At 71.1% G+C, this 17,936-nt stretch carries 18 protein-coding genes; 5 read left to right on the top strand and 13 right to left on the bottom strand.

Features of this window, described 5'->3' with window-relative positions:
* Positions 1-14 precede the first annotated feature (14 nt).
* Entirely contained in the window at positions 15-455 is a 441-nt protein-coding gene (locus ACWD5Q_RS20850; protein ID WP_037670872.1) for an Lrp/AsnC family transcriptional regulator, read from the bottom strand.
* A gap of 304 nt (positions 456-759) precedes the next feature.
* Between ACWD5Q_RS20850 and ACWD5Q_RS20845 the strand changes: the two genes are divergently transcribed.
* Both ACWD5Q_RS20845 and ACWD5Q_RS20840 read left to right on the top strand, forming a co-directional pair.
* Positions 760-1,188: a hypothetical protein gene (locus ACWD5Q_RS20845; protein ID WP_451428505.1), complete on the top strand. Its 429-nt coding sequence runs from the start codon at positions 760-762 to the stop codon at positions 1,186-1,188.
* Between the two features lie 267 nt (positions 1,189-1,455).
* Positions 1,456-1,722, top strand: coding sequence for a hypothetical protein (locus ACWD5Q_RS20840; RefSeq protein ID WP_451428504.1), 267 nt, complete (start codon positions 1,456-1,458; stop codon positions 1,720-1,722).
* Here the strand turns inward: ACWD5Q_RS20840 and ACWD5Q_RS20835 are convergent.
* A complete protein-coding gene (locus ACWD5Q_RS20835) occupies positions 1,685-2,857 on the bottom strand; it encodes an acyl-CoA dehydrogenase family protein (protein WP_451428503.1) in 1,173 nt (390 codons plus the stop codon). The two genes, ACWD5Q_RS20840 and ACWD5Q_RS20835, sit on opposite strands and share 38 nt — an antisense overlap.
* 338 nt (positions 2,858-3,195) lie before the next feature.
* Here ACWD5Q_RS20835 and ACWD5Q_RS20830 point away from each other — a divergent pair, with 338 nt between their 5' ends.
* Positions 3,196-4,461: a glycoside hydrolase family 18 protein gene (locus ACWD5Q_RS20830; RefSeq protein WP_451428502.1), complete on the top strand. Its 1,266-nt coding sequence runs from the start codon at positions 3,196-3,198 to the stop codon at positions 4,459-4,461.
* A gap of 69 nt (positions 4,462-4,530) precedes the next feature.
* Here ACWD5Q_RS20830 and ACWD5Q_RS20825 read toward each other — a convergent pair whose 3' ends face one another.
* From ACWD5Q_RS20825 to ACWD5Q_RS20805, 5 genes are all read right to left on the bottom strand, one after another.
* The gene (locus ACWD5Q_RS20825; protein WP_451428501.1) at positions 4,531-5,190 is read right to left on the bottom strand and encodes a TetR/AcrR family transcriptional regulator; all 660 of its coding nucleotides are present in this window, start codon (positions 5,188-5,190) and stop codon (positions 4,531-4,533) included.
* 139 nt (positions 5,191-5,329) lie between these two features.
* Entirely contained in the window at positions 5,330-5,476 is a 147-nt protein-coding gene (locus ACWD5Q_RS20820) for an SCO1431 family membrane protein (RefSeq protein ID WP_451428500.1), read from the bottom strand.
* 193 nt (positions 5,477-5,669) lie between these two features.
* Positions 5,670-7,040, bottom strand: coding sequence for a peptidase C39 family protein (locus tag ACWD5Q_RS20815; protein ID WP_451428499.1), 1,371 nt, complete (start codon positions 7,038-7,040; stop codon positions 5,670-5,672).
* A 289-nt stretch (positions 7,041-7,329) separates the two neighbouring features.
* Entirely contained in the window at positions 7,330-8,871 is a 1,542-nt protein-coding gene (locus ACWD5Q_RS20810) for an amino acid permease (RefSeq protein ID WP_451428498.1), read from the bottom strand.
* A gap of 56 nt (positions 8,872-8,927) precedes the next feature.
* Positions 8,928-9,884, bottom strand: a complete 957-nt coding sequence (locus ACWD5Q_RS20805) for a hypothetical protein (protein ID WP_451428497.1) — start codon at positions 9,882-9,884, stop codon at positions 8,928-8,930.
* 241 nt (positions 9,885-10,125) lie between these two features.
* Here ACWD5Q_RS20805 and ACWD5Q_RS20800 point away from each other — a divergent pair, with 241 nt between their 5' ends.
* Positions 10,126-10,746, top strand: coding sequence for a uridine kinase family protein (locus ACWD5Q_RS20800; protein ID WP_451428535.1), 621 nt, complete (start codon positions 10,126-10,128; stop codon positions 10,744-10,746).
* A 430-nt stretch (positions 10,747-11,176) separates the two neighbouring features.
* Positions 11,177-13,036, top strand: a complete 1,860-nt coding sequence (locus tag ACWD5Q_RS20795) for an AAA family ATPase (protein ID WP_451428496.1) — start codon at positions 11,177-11,179, stop codon at positions 13,034-13,036.
* Positions 13,037-13,121: 85 nt separating this feature from the next.
* On the opposite strand, the gene ACWD5Q_RS20790 is transcribed toward ACWD5Q_RS20795, so the two are convergent.
* The 6 genes from ACWD5Q_RS20790 to ribH form a co-directional block, all read right to left on the bottom strand.
* Positions 13,122-14,192: a hemolysin family protein gene (locus tag ACWD5Q_RS20790; RefSeq protein ID WP_451428495.1), complete on the bottom strand. Its 1,071-nt coding sequence runs from the start codon at positions 14,190-14,192 to the stop codon at positions 13,122-13,124.
* Entirely contained in the window at positions 14,189-15,526 is a 1,338-nt protein-coding gene (locus tag ACWD5Q_RS20785) for a hemolysin family protein (protein WP_451428494.1), read from the bottom strand. The genes ACWD5Q_RS20790 and ACWD5Q_RS20785 overlap by 4 nt, the downstream gene beginning before the upstream one ends.
* A gap of 234 nt (positions 15,527-15,760) precedes the next feature.
* Complete coding sequence (locus tag ACWD5Q_RS20780) at positions 15,761-16,225, bottom strand: PH domain-containing protein (protein WP_451428493.1); 465 nt, start codon at positions 16,223-16,225, stop codon at positions 15,761-15,763.
* A gap of 14 nt (positions 16,226-16,239) precedes the next feature.
* On the bottom strand, positions 16,240-17,088 hold the full coding sequence (gene hisG / locus ACWD5Q_RS20775; RefSeq protein ID WP_451428492.1) for an ATP phosphoribosyltransferase: 849 nt from the start codon (positions 17,086-17,088) through the stop codon (positions 16,240-16,242).
* A gap of 51 nt (positions 17,089-17,139) precedes the next feature.
* Entirely contained in the window at positions 17,140-17,412 is a 273-nt protein-coding gene (locus ACWD5Q_RS20770) for a phosphoribosyl-ATP diphosphatase (RefSeq protein WP_007491392.1), read from the bottom strand.
* A gap of 34 nt (positions 17,413-17,446) precedes the next feature.
* Positions 17,447-17,932 carry a 6,7-dimethyl-8-ribityllumazine synthase gene (gene ribH, locus ACWD5Q_RS20765; protein ID WP_451428491.1) on the bottom strand — a complete coding sequence of 162 codons (486 nt, stop codon included), beginning with the start codon at positions 17,930-17,932 and terminating at the stop codon, positions 17,447-17,449.
* Positions 17,933-17,936 lie beyond the last annotated feature (4 nt).

The raw sequence follows: 17,936 nt of genomic DNA, 5'->3' as shown, positions 1-17,936 counted from the left end.
TCCGGCCGGACGCGTCAGATCCGGGGCGGCCGCGCCTCGTACGGGGTGGAGAGGACCACCGTCGTGCGCGTCGACACCCCCGCGAGCGTGCGCAGCCGCGCGAGCAGCTCCTCCAGCTCGTGGGGCGTGGACACGCGGACCTTGAGGATGTAGTTCTCGTCGCCCGCGACGCTGTGACACGCCTCGATCTCGGGAACGCCGGCCAGACGGTCCGCGATGTCGTCGGGGGCGCTGGGGTCGAACGGCTTCACCGAGATGAAGGCGGTCATCGGCAGACCGACGGCCTCCGGGTCGACGACCGCGGCGTACCCCCGGATGACGCCACGCTGCTCCAGCCGGCGCACCCGCTGGTGCACGGCCGACGTGGACAGGCCCGTGGCCTTGCCCAGGTCGGTGTAGCTCATCCGCCCGTCCTTGACGAGCAGCTGCACGATCTGTCGGTCCAGCTCCTCCATGGCGCTAGAACCTACCGTGCGTTCGATCTCCGCGGATACCTCAGGCGCAGGTCATACCCGGTTTGTGACGTTGGCGGGAGCCGCCCGGGAGCCCTCCGCGGCAGCCGGCCGCCGCCCGCGTGGGTGCCGTGTGCCGCGGGAGAGGGCGGGCGCACGCGGCATCTGCGGGCGGCATGTGACGAACGCCACAGTACGTGAACAGGCTTCGTGATGTGCTCGTGATTACCGCCGAGACCGGACGGGAAGTGCTTGCTGTGGTCGAGGCCGCAGCGCCTTGTCGGCCCAGCCCGAGGGGGAGAATCCCATGCAGAGTCTGAAGCGCCTTGGTCGTAGCGCGGCCAAGCGGCAGCAGCCGGTCGTCGAGCCCGAGCCGGAGGGCGTCGAACCCGACGACGACGAATTCGACGCGTACGACACCTTCGAGATGTACCGGGTGATCTGCCCGGACTGCGCCCAGCCCATCGCGCTCCTGGCGGACGAGGAGGTCCTGCCTGAGCACGCACTGTGCGCCTCACCGTGGAATCCGTTCGGGCTCACGGTCTGCGCCGGTACGGGCCGTGCGGCGGCCGAGGCCCGGCCCGCGGACGAGTCCGCGGCACCCCAGGAGCAGGACACCGCCCTGCTGTTGACGCTCCCTCAGGGACTCGACTGGCGGACGCAGCCGTTCTCGCACGTCGGCGGCCCGGGCTCGCGCCCGATGCGGATGCCGGTGCTGCCCCGTCAGGCGGCCTGACCGGGTACGTCGTTCGACCGTCGTCCTACGGCCCGGGGCAGCTCTCCGGCGTCTGCGCCACCGGTTGCCCGGCACAGCGAAGTGCCCGTCGGGGCTACGGAAGCCGACCGCGCGTCAGGTCGCTCACCGGCCCCTGACCGCCGGATACCGCGTCGCGGGGCGACGCGCCCGAGGAAGGCGCACCGTGCCCCCGTACGAGCCCTCCGGGAACTCACGCTCGATTACCGGGGCCGGTGACCTGGGCACACGGCCCGGCGTTCCCCGTGCATGACCGGCACACAATCGGCGACCGGCCGTCGGCGACGGGTGTTCGTTCCGGCGTCGGCAGCACTGCTTCCGCCGCCGCCCCAGCCCCAGGACCCGCCCATCTACCGCGCGCTGATGCGGACCTGGGCCGACCGCGGGCGTACGCTGCCGGGGCGTCACGACCCGGAGTGGGTGCGGCTCGCCGCACCCCCGGCCGACTCGGGCCGGCGTGCGGCGGACCGGGACCCGGTCAGCGCGTCTCGGGACCCACGAGGTGACGGGCGATGACCATCCGCTGGATCTGATTGGTCCCCTCGACGATCTGCAGCGCCTTGGCCTCGCGCATATAGCGCTCGACCGGGAAGTCGGCGGTGTAGCCGTACCCGCCGAGCACCTGGACGGCGTCGGTGGTGACCTTCATCGCCGTGTCCGTGCAGTGCAGTTTCGCCATGGCCGCCTCCTTGGCGAACGGCCGGCCGGCGTCGCGCAGTCGCGCCGCCGCCAGGTACAGTGCCCGGCCGGCCTCGATCTGCGTCGCCATGTCGGCGAGCATGAAACGCAGTCCCTCGAAGTCCGAGATCGGCCGTCCGAACTGCAGGCGCTCCGTCGCGTACCCGACGGCCTCGTCCAGGGCCGCCTGGGCCAGGCCGATCGCGCAGGCGGAGATGCCGAGCCGCCCGGAGTCGAGCGCCGACAGGGCGATGGCGAAGCCCTGGCCCTCCTCGCCGAGGCGCCGCCCGTCGGGCACCCGCACCCCGTCGAGGTGGACCTGCGCGGTGGGCGAGCCCGTCATGCCCATCTTCTTCTCGGGCGTCACCCCGCTCAGCCCCTCGGCATCGCCGGAGACGAGAAAGGCGGTGATGCCGCGCGGCCCCTCCGCTCCGGTGCGCGCCATCACGGTGTAGAAGTCGGCGATGCCCCCGTGTGTGATCCACGCCTTCGTGCCGTCGATCACCCAGTGGTCGCCGTCGCGGCGGGCCCTGGTCCGCAGGGACGCCGCGTCCGACCCGGAGGACGGCTCGGAGAGGCAGTAGGCGCCCAGCAGACCGCCGCCGAGCATGGCCGGCAGATGCTCGACCTGCTGCTCCTTGGTGCCGTAGTACGCCAGGCCGTGGCAGGCGAGGGTGTGGACGCTGACGCCGAGGCCGACGGTGAGGCGGGCCGCCGCCAGTTCCTCGAGGACCTGGAGGTAGACCTCGTACGGCTGGTCACCGCCGCCGTACTCGGAGGCGTAGGGCAGGCCGAGGAGTCCGGATGCGGAGAGCAGGCGGAAGACCTCGCGCGGGAAGTGTCCGGCGTACTCCTCCTCGGCCGCCTTCGGGGCGATCTCGCGCTGCGCGATGTCACGGACGAGCGAGATCAGATCCCGGGCCTCGTCCGTGGGCAGTTGACGATCCACCGGCTGCGGGGCGCGGTCGGGCATGGCGACGCTCTCCTCCCTTTTCGGGGACATCGACGGATGCGGCCGTGGGTGGGGCGGCTCCGCCGGTTCTTAACGGGCCTGGCCGATGCTCGCCGTTCCGGGTCTCGGAGGCGGCTGACCAGCGGTTGTGGCGCTTGGAGTATGCCCGATCGGAGGCATGGAGTCACCAGTTAACGACCGCTTACCCGAAGAAAGATTCCCCACCCGAAATTGGTCCGAACCATTGACGCACTGGTCTAGTCCTCCTAGGGTTGCGGACCGATCACTTCATCGCGTTCATGCCAATCGGCACGCGTTCAGTCAGCGCGCGTTCCCCTCACCCCCACGGAGGAGACACGATGCTCACACCGCACCCCTTCCGCGCCCGCCCCCTTCGGGTACTCCTGTCCGCCGCGTGCAGCGCCGTCCTCGGGGCGGGACTGCTCGCGGGCGCCGGCACCGCGACCGCCACCGAGGCCCGACCGCCCGCGCAGGCGGCCTCGGCCGACACGGCGGCCGCGGCGGGCTCCAAGGTCGTCGGCTACTTCACCGAATGGGGCACCTACGACCGCAAGTACTTCGTCAAGAACATCGAGACCTCCGGGTCGGCGGCGAAGCTCACGCACATCAACTACGCCTTCGGCAACGTCACCGGCGGCAAGTGCGCGATGGGCGACGCCTACGCCGCCACCGACCGCGCCTACACCGCGGCCGAATCGGTGGACGGCGTCGCCGACACCTGGGACCAGCCGTTGCGCGGCAACTTCAACCAGTTGCTGAAGCTGAAGAAGAAGCACCCCAACCTCAAGATCCTCTGGTCCTTCGGCGGCTGGACCTGGTCGAGCGGCTTCGGCGAGGCCTCGAAGAACCCCGCCGCCTTCGCCCAGTCCTGCTACGACCTGGTGAAGAACTCCAAGTGGGCCGGTGTCTTCGACGGCATCGACATCGACTGGGAGTACCCGAACGCCTGCGGCAACACCTGCGACACCAGCGGCCGGGCGGCGTTCAGGAATCTGATGGCGGCCCTGCGGTCGAAGTTCGGCTCCGGCTCGCTGGTCACGGCGGCGATCACCGCCGACGGCACCAGCGGCGGCAAGATCGACGCGGCGGACTACGCGGGAGCGGCGTCGTACGTCGACTGGTACAACCCGATGACGTACGACTACTTCGGCGCCTGGGACGCCACCGGCCCCACGGCCCCGCACTCGCCGCTGAACTCCTACTCCGGCATCCCGAAGGCCGGCTACTCCACATCCGACACCATCGCCAAGCTCAAGGGCCTCGGCGTCCCGGCCTCGAAGCTGCTGCTGGGCATCGGCTTCTACGGGCGCGGCTGGACCGGTGTCACCCAGGCGGCGCCGGGCGGGACGGCCACCGGCCCGGCGGCGGGCACGTACGAGCAGGGCATCGACGACTACAAGGTGCTCAAGACCACGTGCCCGGCGACCGGCACGGTCGGCGGCACCGCGTACGCCAAATGCGGCACCAACTGGTGGAGTTACGACACCCCGTCGACCATCGCGACGAAGATGACGTACAAGAACCAGCAGGGCCTGGGCGGCACCTTCTTCTGGGACCTGAGCGGTGACACCGCGAGCGGGGAGCTGATCAAGGCGATCAACTGACCCGTTCGGCAAGGAACGTGGGCGGGAGCCTCGGCGGCTCCCGCCCACGTGGGTCATCCGGGTGGGTCGTCAGACGTCCCGGCGGGAGCCAGGCGGGGCGGCGTAGGCGGGTTCCAGTTCCCCGATGGCGCGCAGGGTGCCGAAGAGCGTCTTCACGAGCAGTTCGCGCATGGTGTCGCGGGACAGCACCGGGCGGTCGATCCAGTCGAGGGTCGCGCCCTCCACGCCGCACACCCAGCCGAGCAGACCCATGCGTGCCAGCGGAGCGATCTCCCGTAGGCCGTACGCCCCTTCCGCGACGGTGGCGACGATCGCCTCGCGCACCCCCTCCCGGATGGCCTGCACCTGGGTGTCGAAGCCCACCCCGCCGCTCACGATCGTGCGATAGGCGGCCTGGTTGTGCTCGGCGTAGCGCAGATAGCTGTCGATGGTGCGGTGCACCCGCTCCGCCGGTGGCAGGGCGAGGCCGCCGGCCGCCAGGGAGACGAGGCTGGCCACCGAATCCTCGACAATCGCGAGGTAATAGCCGCGCTTCGAGGTGAAGTAGTAGTAGATCAACCCTTTGGCCACATGGGCGTGGCGTGCGATGTCGTCCATCGACAACGCGTCGTACGAGGTATCGGAGAATAACTTCCGCCCGATGGCGATGAGTTCGGCGCGGCGTGCCAGAGAGCGAGCGGTGCCACGCGCCTGCGGGCGCGCGACGCCTCGCTGTTGACTGATATTCAATTTCGACCCAAGCCTCCGACTGCCGGCGGGATATCCGCAGTATTTCAGAACGACATCACCAGCATGTTCGACTCTGATCGACTTGGTGGGACGCTGTTCGGAATTCGCGAGCCGATTCAGGAAGGGCGTGGCGCCCGGGTCACAGCCAGCCGAGCTGGGTGACGAGCATCGCGAGGACCACCACGAGGGCCCAGCCCACGACGTGCTCGACGGTCTTCGGGTCGTCGTCCCGGGGGCCGCCCGCGCGGACGCGGAGTCGGGCGGCGGTGGCTGAGAAGGCGGTCATGGCTGCTCGCTGGTCTTGGGGCGTGCGGTGGACTCCCCCCGTCTGTCCACCTTGCCACCGGAATGTGCCGCCGCGGCGGAGACCTTGGTCACATGCCAGGACCCCGGATCGGGCGGGGTCAGGCCGTCGCGAAGCGCGAGAAGGCCCCCGCCGTGGCCAGGGCCTCGGGGGCGGTGGCGCGGGCGCTCCCGGGTCAGCGCACGCCCACCGCCGCCAGCGCCTTGCGCTGCTGGGCGGTCGGGTGCGCCGGGAAGTACAGGTAGCAGACGCCGCCGGTGCCGGAGACGACCTTGCCGGACGCGTTGTACCGCCTGGTCCTGAGCCAGATGTTCTCGAACTCCCGCCGCCGGTAGACGCGCCGCACCGCCTCGTCGTCGGGCGAGGCCGGGTCATGGGCGATCACGTCCCCGGCGGCGGTGAAGCCGATCACCGTCATCAGATGACCCGAGGTGCCGTACCCGGCGCCCGTCAGCTCCTCCTTGAGGAACGACTGGGAGGTGATCGCGGGGATCCCCGCCGCGATCAGCCGCTCCAGGTCGGTGAGCGAGGAGAGTCGGGTGACCACACCCTGAAGGTCCTTGAACGTGGCCGCGTAGGCCGCGTTGAACGGCCAGTTGCCACAGCCCCGGTACTGGAAGTCGTAGGTGAAGCGGGCCGCGTGGCAGACCTGCGGGTCGGCGTACGAGGGGTCGACCCAGGACACCTGCTCGGGGGTGGGCCGCCGGCCCCAGTACTCGATGATCATCTGCGAGGAGGTGGGGCTGCACCACGCCTCGCCGCCGTTGTCGTACTCGGGGTACTGGCCCTGGTGGATCTCCTGCGAGTAGCGCGGGACCGCCAGCTCCCGGGTGAGGCCGGGGGCGGAGGCCGGGACGGTGAAGCGGTCCGGGATGTCGGAGCCCATGGCGCCGAGCCGCCACACGGTCGGGGTGAGCCGGGTGCCCGGCGCGCGGTAGAGGGTCAGCCGCAGGCGGTACGACACCAGACGCAGGCCCGAGGCCGGGTCCGCGAGGGCGAAGGTGTCGGTTCCGATGCTGCTCCTGCCGTCGGTCTGGCCGTCGACGGAGGTCCGCCGGATGTCCTGGTCGCCGGCCGCCCAGCGGCCCATCACATACCAGGGGGTGTCCGTGCCGTCGGAGTAGGTGCCCCGCAGCTCGACCTGAAGCCAGGTGCCCGCGGGCGTGTGCGCGTTCCAGGAGGCGACGGCCTCGGTGGCCGGGACGGACAGCCGGTGCACCGGCGAGGTCCAGGTGGCGTACTCCCAGCTCGCGGTCTTCCCGGTGTGCGGGTCGGTGTAGTCGGTGCGCCCGGTCGGGGTGGCGATCGCCACCCCGGGGCGGGTGCCGGCCAGGGCTCGGACGCCCTGGCTGCCGCCGCTGCGCCAGTCGGCGTACGTGGTCCAGGCGCGGTAGTCCACGGGGCGAGGGGATTCCTTCGCCGGTCCGGCGGCCGGACCGGCCGGGGCGGCCACGGCCGCCGGGCCCGTGGCCGCCCCGGTCGCCGCGGCCACCGCGACCGCTGCGGCGAGGACCCATCTGCGGGACGGCTCTGAAGCTGTGCTCATCGGTGGGTGACCCCCAGGTGTTCTGAAGCGGTGGTTCAGACGCACGGTGTGCGCCAACTATGGCGGGCGTCCGGGGAGTCCGCCACCGCATCGGCCCTCGGCGTGTCCACCACTATTGGTCCCGACCACTGACAGGACCGGGAACCGCCGGGCGCGGCGGACGCACGCGCTCGCCGCACACCCGCCGCGCCCGGCCGGCGAACGCGCGCACCGCACACCTCGCCGCACCGGCGAGTGAGCCCGGGCGTCGCGCTCCCCGCCGGACGCGGCGCCGGGGCCGCGGCGCGCCTCAGACGAGGTCCATCGCCGCCACCTCGTCCGGGCGGCCGTAGCTGACCGGTCCCCGGAAGCGGCGGCGCGCGGTGGCGAACCACCACACCGTGGCGACGACCAGCACGACCGCGAGGGCGATCGGTGCGTAGTTGAAGGAGTCGATGGTGATCGGCGATGCCTGGGGCAGCATGAACAGCACGCTGCTCAGCAGGACCCAGGCGACGGCGACCACTCCCACCGGCCGGCTCCAGCGTCCGAGGTGCCAGGGCCCGGGACGGAAGTCCGCGCCGAGCCGGAGCCGCAGGAAGATCGGCACGGCGTAGGCCAGGAAGAGCCCCACGACGTTGACGCTGACGATCGCGGTGAAGGCGGTGTGGGACCACCAGCCGGGCAGCACCAGGGCGAGCGAGCAGACGACGGCGAGCCACACCGCCTTGACCGGAGTACGGGTGCGCGGCGAGACCGAGTGCCACCAGCGGGAACCGGGCATCGCGCCGTCCCGGGAGAAGGCGAAGATCTGCCGGGTGTTGCTGGTCAGGTTGGCCAGGCCGCAGAAGAGCATCGCGCCGATGACGATCAGCAGCAGCGCCTTCGCCGCCCCCGTGCCCAGCCCGTCGATGAGGATCTGTACGGGCGGTGCCGAGGAGCCTGCCACCTTGGCGTAGTCGCCGATGCTGTACACCAGGGCCAGCACGAGGACGAGTCCGGTGACCGCCGACCAGGCGATGGAGCGGGTGATGCCCCGGGGCGCGTTGACCGTCGCCCGGACCGTCTCCTCGGACATGTGGAAGCTGCCGTCGAAGCCGGTGAACGTCCAGCTCGTGACGAGCAGGCCGAGCATGCCGCCGTAGAGCCCGTTGGTGAAGCCGGTGTTGTTCACGAAGTGCGTCACGAACGAGGCCGGCCGGTGTTCCTCGGGGCCGGCGACCAGGGCGCCCACGATCACCACGAGCCCGACCAGCAGCCACCACACGGAGATCCGGTTGAGGACCGCGACCAGACGCACGGTGTAGGTGTTGGCCAGCCCCTGGAGCACGATGATCAGCGCCGTGATCAGCACGGTCTGGTGTGCGGTCGGCCGGTAGGAGGTCCACTGCAGGGCGAGGAACGCCTGGATGAACGTGGCGGCCGCGTATCCGGTGGCCGCGGTGCCGCCCACCTGGCCCACGAAATTCAGCCAGCCGGTGTACCAGGACCAGGCGCCCCGATGCCGTCGGGCGAGTTTCGCGGCGGAGAAGTACAGGGCCCCGCTGGTCGGATAGGCGGATGCCACTTCCGCCATCGCGGCGCCGATGAACAGCACCATGACGGAGACCCCGATCCAGCCGAAGACGAGAATGCGGGGGCCGCCCGCGTTCATACCGAAACCGAACGAGGAGAAAATGCCGGAGAGGATGTTGATGATGGTGAAGGATATGGCGAAATTGTCGAAGGCCTGGAACCTCCGGGTGAGCTTGCGTGGATAGCCCATCGCGTGCAGCGTCGCGTCGTCGTCGATCGCGACGGGATCCCGGCCCGCACGGCGTCTCGTACGGGGCATCGACGTCCGTTCTGACACAACCGGACCCTTTCTGTGTGGGGGACATGGAGGGTTGACCGTTGGACAAAGGGAGGTCAGGCGCCTCCCGGCACGGGCAGTCCGCAGGCGCGGCGGGCGCGCGAGAGCTGGTCCTCGGGGTCCCCGAAGACGCTCCACGGCATACGGGAGGCGTAGGGCCCCATGGCCGTCAGGACGGCGCGTGCCTCGAACACGCACTGGGCCATGACCAGCGCGTGCGCGAGGTAGGCCTGGTCGAGCACGGGTGTGAAGCGGTATCCGGCGACCTCCGGCAGCCAGTTCTGGTAGACCGCGAGCGCGGTGGAGCGCCACTGGGGCTGCTCCCAGACGCGGTCCGCGAGTGACTGCGCCGGGTTGTAGCTCTCCACGAGCGCGACCAGGGGCAGCAGCCGCAGCGGGGAGGTGACGGGCGCCCGCTGACCGAGGAAGGCGGCGACGTCCCAGGCGGCGTTCGCCGAGCCCCGGTGGCGGGTGAAGAAGTAGGTGAGGAAACGGTGGTGGCCCTCGCGGTGGAAGGGGTCGAGCCGCAGAATGTGCGAGAACAGCTCCCAGGGGCCCGGTGGCGCGGTGAGCAACCCCTGCGGGGCGCGTTCGCGGATGTCGTGCAGACGCGCGAGCGACAGCCTGGCCACCCAGGGAGTGGGGTCGTGCGGCGCCATGACGGTGGCGCGTGCGCAGGCCTTCAGCGCGATGCGTTCCAGCGCGCGGGTCCGCTCGTCGCGGGCGTCCGCGGCGCGCAGCGCCCGCAGGACGGCCACGCGCGCCCATAACAACGCGGCCTCGGGGCCGGGCTCCTCGGCGAGCCAGCGTTCGGCCAGGTCGGAGTCGGCGGCCTCGGAGGCGAGGACCAGGGAGCGGTGGGCGCGCAGCCCGGGGTCGTCACGGGTCTCGGCGAGCAGTCCGTGGGCGCTCAGATAGCGGCCGGCCCGTACTTCCACGCATACGCTCGCCAGCTCGCGGTCGTCGGCCGCCGGATGCCACACGTACTGCCCTGCGAATAAGCCCGCGGCCATGCTCCCCTGTCCGTCCCCGTACCGACACCGGCGGTTGCGCACCAGCACCTTACTCACCGCGTGGCACATCTGGAATGCCCATTCCTGCCCCCGGACCGCACCGGTGATTGATCAATGAACAGTTCGATGCGGCACCGATTCCCCTGGCATGGGACCCTGGCACGGTCGCGTAGGATGACCCCTCGAAAATGCCCCGCCCGCGCCCTTCCAGGGCCCTGCCCCTGCCCCTCCAGGAACCGCCATTCACACGCTCGCCTCCCGTCTGCGACGGCTGCCGCCGTCCTGCGGCCCCGTCCGCCTCATCGGCGTCGACGGGCACGCCGGCTCCGGGAAGTCCACGTTCACCGGGCAGTTGGCGGCTGCGCTCGACGGGGCGCCGGTGCTGCACCTCGACGACATCGCCACCCACGAGGAGCTGTTCGCCTGGACGGACCGGCTGCTGCGCGAGGTGATCACCCCGCTCGGCCGCGGCGAGACCGCGCACTACCGGCCCTACGAGTGGCGCACCCGCGGCTTCGCCCCCGCCCGCCCGCTGCCACCCGCCCCGGTGGTCCTCGTCGAGGGGGTCGGCGCGGGACGCCGCGCCCTGCGCCCGTATCTGGCGCGGCTGCTGTGGATGGAGATGCCGCGCGAGGAGGCGTGGGAACGCGGGCGGTCCCGGGACGGCGAGGAGCAGAGCGCGTTCTGGGCCGCATGGGTGGCCGCGGAGCGGCGGCACTTCGCCGAGGATCCGTCGCGGCCGTTCGCCGATCTCCTGGTGCACCAGAGGCCGATGGGCTATCAGGTGGTGCGCGGGCCCGCCGGGACCCCTGGTCCGGACCACGAGATCACCCACAGTGACGGACCCACGTCGTTGTGCTGAACTTGTGAAGACCCTTGCGGACGAACTTCCTTGAGTGCTTCAGGTCGGCTTGACCCGGGGGCGGGACAGGACTTACGTTCTCAATGTGCGGTTTCGAAGCCGCCCCTGTACGCGAAGCCCCCGGTTGTTCCCCCGTGACCGGGGGCTTCGTTCTGCCCTGAACACCCTTGTGGTGCGCCGCGAGGAACGATCTGCTCACCCTCGGTCACCATCCGCGGTGCACCCCTGTGTCTCCACCTCGCCAAGCGCCTCGTGCGGCACCCTTCGGTGCGCCGCTCCCCCGCAGGTACGATGCCTCTCGGTGCGACCTTCGGACTGCCGCTTCGCGCACCGTTCCAACTCCGGTGCGCGGCACAGCGGTTCGAGCACGGCGGCCGGCGGGCACGGGCCCGGCGGTGAACCAACGGGGGCACGGTTTGTGGGGGACGTGATGGACTTCGGCACGCGGGGCCCCGAGGCTCCGGCCGACCTCGCCTGGCTGCGAGGTGTCGACGCCTACACCATGGGCGCCTATCCGCAGGCGGAGGAGGAGTTCCGCACGGCGGTCCGGATGGATCCCGGGATGGCCGACGGCTGGCTCGGGCTGCACGCGCTGCGTGTGGACACGACGACCGCGCTGCTGCGGATGTTCCGCCATCGCGACCGCTTCGGGGAACAGCGGGCGCGGCACCGGCGGAACCTCAACTCCTGGTACTGGCTCGGCTGGTGGGTGCAGCCGGTGCTGGAGAGCCCGCGGGACCTGCTGCTCGCGCACGCCTCGCACTGGCTGGACGGCCGCCATGTCCCGGAGCTGGACCGGGCGCTGGCCGGGCTGCCGCCCGTCGACACCGACGCCCAGGTCCGCTTTCTGCACGCCTGCCGCGCCTACCTCGTCAAGGACTGGGAGCAGCTCGTCCGGCACACCGATCCGCTGATCGACGACCCGATGCTGGGGATCGAGGCCGGACTGTTCGGCGGGATGGCCCGGGTCCGCCTGGAGATGTACGGACAGGCCGAGCCGCTGCTGTCCGCCGCGCTGATGCGCTGCCGCAGCGAGCAGCCGCAGCGCAAGGAGCTGCGGTACTGGCTGGCCCGGGCGCACGAGGGCACGGGCCGTTCGGCGGCCGCCCTGCCCCTGTACCGGGCGGTGCACCGGGTCGACCCGGCGTTCATGGACACCTCCGCGCGGCTCGCCGCGATCGCCGAGGGCGACGGGTACGACGAGTCGGCCGACCTCACGACGGTGGCACTCGCCGGGGGCGGCGATGTGCTGGACGGGCCGGACGGTCTCGATCCGCTCTTCGGTACCGAGAGCCGGGAGGTGAAGCTGTCCGAGCCGGACCCCCCGCCGACGGGCGCGCTGCCGGCGCAGAACGACCTCGTGCGGGAGAAGGCCACGCCGGCGGCGCCGCCGCTGCCGACGGGCCCGACGGATCCGGCGCTGCTGGAGGAGGCACTGGCCGAGCTGGAGCGGATGGTCGGTCTGGAGCCGGTCAAGCGCCAGGTGAAGGCCCTCTCGGCGCAGCTCAACATGGCGCGGCTGCGGGCGGGCCAGGGCTTACCCGTACAGCCGCCCAAGCGCCACTTCGTCTTCTCGGGTCCCTCGGGCACCGGCAAGACCACGGTGGCGCGCATCCTCGGCCGGGTCTTCTACGCACTCGGCCTGCTCGGCGGCGACCACCTCGTGGAGGCCCAGCGGGCGGACCTGGTCGGCGAGTACCTGGGCCAGACCGCGGTGAAGGCCAACGAGCTGATCGACTCGGCGATCGGCGGCGTGCTGTTCGTGGACGAGGCGTACTCGCTGTCCAACTCGGGCTACGGCAAGGGCGACGCGTACGGCGACGAGGCCCTGCAGGTGCTGCTGAAGCGCGCGGAGGACAACCGCGACCACCTGGTGGTGATCCTCGCCGGTTACCCCGAGGGCATGGACCGCCTGCTGGCCGCCAACCCCGGCCTGTCCTCCCGCTTCACCACTCGCGTCGACTTCCCCTCCTACCGGCCCCTGGAGCTGACCGCGATCGGCGAGGTCCTGGCCGCCGAGAACGGCGACGTCTGGGACGAGGAGGCCCTGGACGAGCTGCGCTCCATCGCCGGTCATGTCGTGGACCAGGGGTGGATCGACGAACTCGGCAACGGGCGGTTCCTGCGCACGCTGTACGAGAAGAGCTGCGCGTACCGGGACCTCCGGCTGAGCGGGTATCCCGGGATTCCCACGCGGGACGACCTGTCGACATTGCGGCTGCCGGATCTGATGCAGGCGTACGGGGAGGTCCTGTCCGGGCGCGGGCCGCACGATCCCCCGGGTCTGTGAACGGCGTCCGCGGTTGACCACGCGGTTCCCCGCGCCCCGGTCGGGGCGCGGGGAACCATACCGGCTGCGGCTGGGTACCGCCGCGTCAGCCGGCCACCGCTTCCCTCTCCTCCGGCATGCGCGGCTGGGGCGGGGCCTCCCGGTGGGCCGGATCCCGGACCTCGCCCACCAGGAGCTCCAGGACGTCCTCCAGGGCGACCAGGCCGAGCACCCGGCCGGAGCCGTCGGCCACCGCCGCGAGGTGGGTGGCGGCCCGCCGCATCACCGTGAGCGCGTCGTCGAGCGGCAGCTCCGCCGCGAGCGTGATCATCGGGCGCCACAGCTGCTGCGGCACCGCCCGCTCGGACTCCTCCAGGTCGAGGACGTCCTTGACGTGCAGATAGCCCATGAAGCCACCGTTCCGGGCGACCACCGGGAACCGGGAGTACCCGGTGCGCGCCGTGAGCGCCACCACCTCGCCCGGGGTCACCGTGGGCTCCACCGTCACCAGCAGCGCCGGATCGAGGAGCACGTCGGTCACCGGGCGGGAGCCCAGCTCCAGCGCGTCCTCCAGCCGCTCCTGCTCCTCGGGGTCGAGCAGTCCCGCCTGGCCGGAGTCCTCCACGAGCTGGTTGAGCTGCTCGCTGGTGAAGACGGCCTCGACCTCGTCCTTCGGCTCGACCCGGAACAGCTTCAGGATCATCCGGGCGCAGGCGCTCAGCGCGACCGTCACCGGCCGGCACAGCCGTGCGAACGCCACCAGTCCCGGGCTCAGCCACAGCGCGGCCTTCTCGGGCGCCGCCATCGCCAGGTTCTTCGGCACCATCTCGCCGATCACCAGGTGGAAGAAGACGACGGCGGCGAGCGCGAGCACATAGCCGAGCGGATGGACCATCCCGTCGGGCAGATGCGCGGCCTCGAACACCGGTTCAAGCAGATGGGCCACCGTCGGCTCGGCGACCGCGCCCAGCGTCAGCGAGCAGACGGTGATGCCGAACTGGGCCGCGGCCATCATCTGCGGGAGCCGTTCGAGACCGTAGAGCACCTGCCGGGACCGTGCGGTGCCGAGCGGCTCGATCTGGCTGCGCCGCACGGACACGAGCGCGAACTCGGCGCCGACGAAGAACCCGTTCACGAACACCAGCAGCGCGGCGAACAGGAGCTGGAGCAGGCTCATCGCACCGCCTCCGCGGCCGGTGCGGGGGCGTCCGCGAGCTTCACGAGCCTGACCCGCTCGGCGCGGTAGTGCTCCACCTCGCGCACCGTGAGCCGCCAGCCGGGCAGCTCGGCCCGGTCCCCGGGTGCCGGGATCCGGCCGAGCAGATCGGCGACGAGCCCGGCGACGGTCTCGTAGGGTCCCTCCGGCACGTCCAGGCCTATCCGCTGGAGAGTGTCCACCCGGCAGCTGCCGTCGGCATCCCAGGCCGGGCGCCCGTCCTCGGGCGGCACGGCGGCGAGTTCGGGCAGGTCCTGTACGTCGTGCTCGTCGCGCACCTCGCCGACGAGTTCCTCGACGATGTCCTCCAGGGTGACGACACCCGCCGTGCCGCCGTACTCGTCGACGACGACCGCGATCGGCTGCTGGCTGCGCAACAGCTCCAGCAGGGGCTGTACGGGCAGTGTCTCGGGGACGAGCAGCGGCGTCTGGGCGATGCTGACCACGGGCGTGCGCAGCCGGTCGTGTGACGGCACCGCGAGGGCGTCCTTGAGGTGCACCATGCCGACGACCTCGTCGATCTTCTCTCGGTAGACGGGGAAACGGGACAGTCCGGTGGCCCGGGTCAGATTGACCACGTCACCCGCCGTGGCGGTCGACTGCAGCGCGCTCACCTTGACCCGGGGGGTCATCACGTGCTGCGCGGTCAGCTCGCCGAGGGACAGCGTCCGCACGAACAGGTCGGCCGTGTCCTGTTCCAGCGCTCCGGCCTGCGCCGAGTGCCGGGCCAGGGACACCAGCTCGCCGGGCGTGCGGGCGGAGGCCAGCTCCACGGCGGGCTCGACGCCGAGCGCGCGCACCAGCCGGTTGGCGACCGCGTTGAGGGCCGCGATGACGGGCCGGAACAGCCGGGAGAACAGGTGTTGCGGGGCCGCGACGAAGCGGGCGACCTGAAGCGGCCGGGACACCGCCCAGTTCTTGGGTACCAGCTCGCCGATCACCATCTGGGCGGCGGACGCGAGCAGCATGCCGACGACCACGGCGATGCCGTCCGTCGCGCCCTCGGGGAGGTGGATCAGACGGAGGGGGCCGCGCAGCACCTGGCTGAGCGCCGGTTCGGCGAGCATGCCGACAAGGAGCGAGGTGATGGTGATGCCGAGCTGGGTGCCGGAGAGCTGGAAGGACAGCTCCCTGAGCGACTCGACGACCGTACGGGCCCGTCGGTCACCCGCGTTCGCGGCCTTCTCGGCGTCGGCCCGTTCGACCGTGACCAGTCCGAACTCGGCCGCGACGAAGAATCCGTTGGCCAGGATGAGCAGAAATGCCGCCCCGAGGAGCAGCAGCGTGAGGGTCATGAGGCGGCCGCCTCCATGTCGACGCGGACCGCATGGGTTCGGTCCGCGCTATGTCGGCAGGGGGCGGCGCAGGTACTACAGGACGATCCGTCCATCGCCGGAGGGAGTCACTCCTCGGGTAGCAGGAGCCCCTGAGCACCGGGCGGAACCTCAGGGGCGAAGACGCAACACAAACGCCTCCGCCACCAGATTAGTAAAGATTCCGTCGCATGTGTCGCGGAGGGCGGCTCGGAGTCAGCTCTGATGTCGCTCGGCACCGGCCGAGGAACGGGCCTCGGCGAGCGCGCGCAGCGTGCGCGCGTCCTCGATCGCCCGCTGCTTGGCGATGCCCGGCTGGATGCCGAGAGCGGGCAGGCTGGTGCCGTCGCTCAGGTTGAGGAACACCCAGGGGTCACCCGGACGGAGGTTGACCTGGAGGATCTCCGCCCAGGCCAGACGGCGCCGGCTGGCGATGTTGACGACGGTGACCCCGGATTCGTCGGCGACGACCTTGGGCCGGGAGAGCAGCAGCAGGACGCCGCCGAGCAGGGCCGCGGTGAGGACGAAGCTGAGCCGTTCCCCGGCGGTGAGCGTCTCCAGCAGCAGGGCGACGGTGGTGATGACGACGAACAGGGCGATCCCCGCCGTGAGCAGCACGGCCCGGGTGCGGGAGGGCCGGAAGGTCACGGGGAGGGCGGGCGGGTGCGGCAGGTCCGACATGGCTGTGCGATCCCTCACAGACGGCAGGCGTGGATCGCCGTGGTCAGGATGGCCCGGGCGCCGATCGCGTACAGATCGTCCATGATCCGCTGGGCCTCCTTGGCCGGGACCATGGCGCGGACGGCGACCCATCCCTCGTTGTGCAGCGGGGAGACGGTCGGGGACTCCAGGCCCGGAGTCAGGGCGACGGCCTTCTCCAACTGCTCGACCCGGCAGTCGTAGTCCATCATCACGTACGTCCGGGCCACCAGGACGCCCTGGAGGCGGCGCAGGAACTGCTGGACCTTGGGTTCCTCGCCGTCGGCGCCGGTACGGCGGACGACGACCGCCTCGGACTTCATGATCGGCTCGCCGACGACCTCCAGGCCCGCGTTGCGCAGCGAGGTACCGGTCTCGACGACGTCCGCGATGACCTCGGCGACACCGAGCTCGATGGCGGTCTCGACGGCACCGTCCAGGTGGACGACGGAGGCGTCGATGCCCTTGTCCGCGAGGTGCTTGGCGACGATGCCCTCGTAGGAGGTGGCGACCGTCATGCCCGTGAGGTCCTCGACGCCGTTCGCGGTGCCGGGCTTGGTGGCGAAGCGGAAGGTCGAGCGGGCGAAGCCGAGCGGAAGGATCTCCTCGGCGTTGGCGCCGGAGTCGATGAGCAGGTCCCGCCCGGTGATGCCGATGTCGAGACGGCCGGAGGAGACGTAGATCGCGATGTCGCGGGGGCGGAGGTAGAAGAACTCGACCTCGTTCTCCGGGTCGACGATCCTCAGTTCCTTGGACTCCCGGCGCTGCTGGTAGCCGGCCTCATGCAGCATCTCCGCCGCAGGGCCGGACAGTGAACCCTTGTTGGGGACGGCGATGCGCAGCATGAGGTCGGCTTCCTTTGCTCGTTCGTTCGTACGGAACTGTGTGCGGGCTGGTCAGAGGTGGGCGTAGACGTCGTCCAGGGAGATTCCGCGCGCCACCATCATCACCTGGACGTGGTACAGCAACTGGGAGATCTCCTCGGCGGCCGCCTCCTTGCCCTCGTACTCGGCGGCCATCCAGACCTCGGCGGCCTCCTCGACGACCTTCTTGCCGATGGCATGGACGCCCTTGCCGACCAGCTCGGCGGTGCGGGAGGTGGCGGGATCGCCGTGGGCGGCCTTGTGCTGGAGCTCGGTGAAGAGCTCCTCGAACGTCTTCTTGGACATGGTGGTGCTAACCCTACGCGCTCCGGGCGCTGTCTCAGCGCCAGGGCTCGGACACCGAGCGGAGCGTCGCGGCGGTCGCCACCGCCGCCGTCACGGCCTCGTGGCCCTTGTCCTCGCGGGAACCCTCCAGACCGGCGCGGTCCAGGGCCTGCTCCTCGGTGTCACAGGTCAGCACACCGAAGCCGACCGGGACACCGCTCTCCACGGACACCTGGGTGAGGCCCTGGGTGACGCCCTGACACACGTAGTCGAAGTGGGGCGTGCCGCCACGGATGACGACCCCGAGGGCGACGATGGCGTCGTAGCCCCGGTCCGCGAGCACCTTGGCGGCGACCGGCAGCTCGAAGCTGCCGGGGACCCGCAGCAGTGTCGGCTCGTCGATCCCCAGGTCGCGCAGGGCGCGCAGGGCCCCGTCGACCAGACCGTCCATCACCTTGTCGTGCCACTGTGCCGCGATCACGCCGACCCGCAGGTCGCTCACGTTGCGTACGGACAGCTCCGGTGCACCCTTGCCGCTCACGTCT

The organism is Streptomyces sp. NPDC002513 (assembly GCF_053595355.1).
The sequence above is the reverse complement of the archived record's forward strand: the minus strand, read 5'-3'. Positions and strand labels throughout refer to the sequence as shown.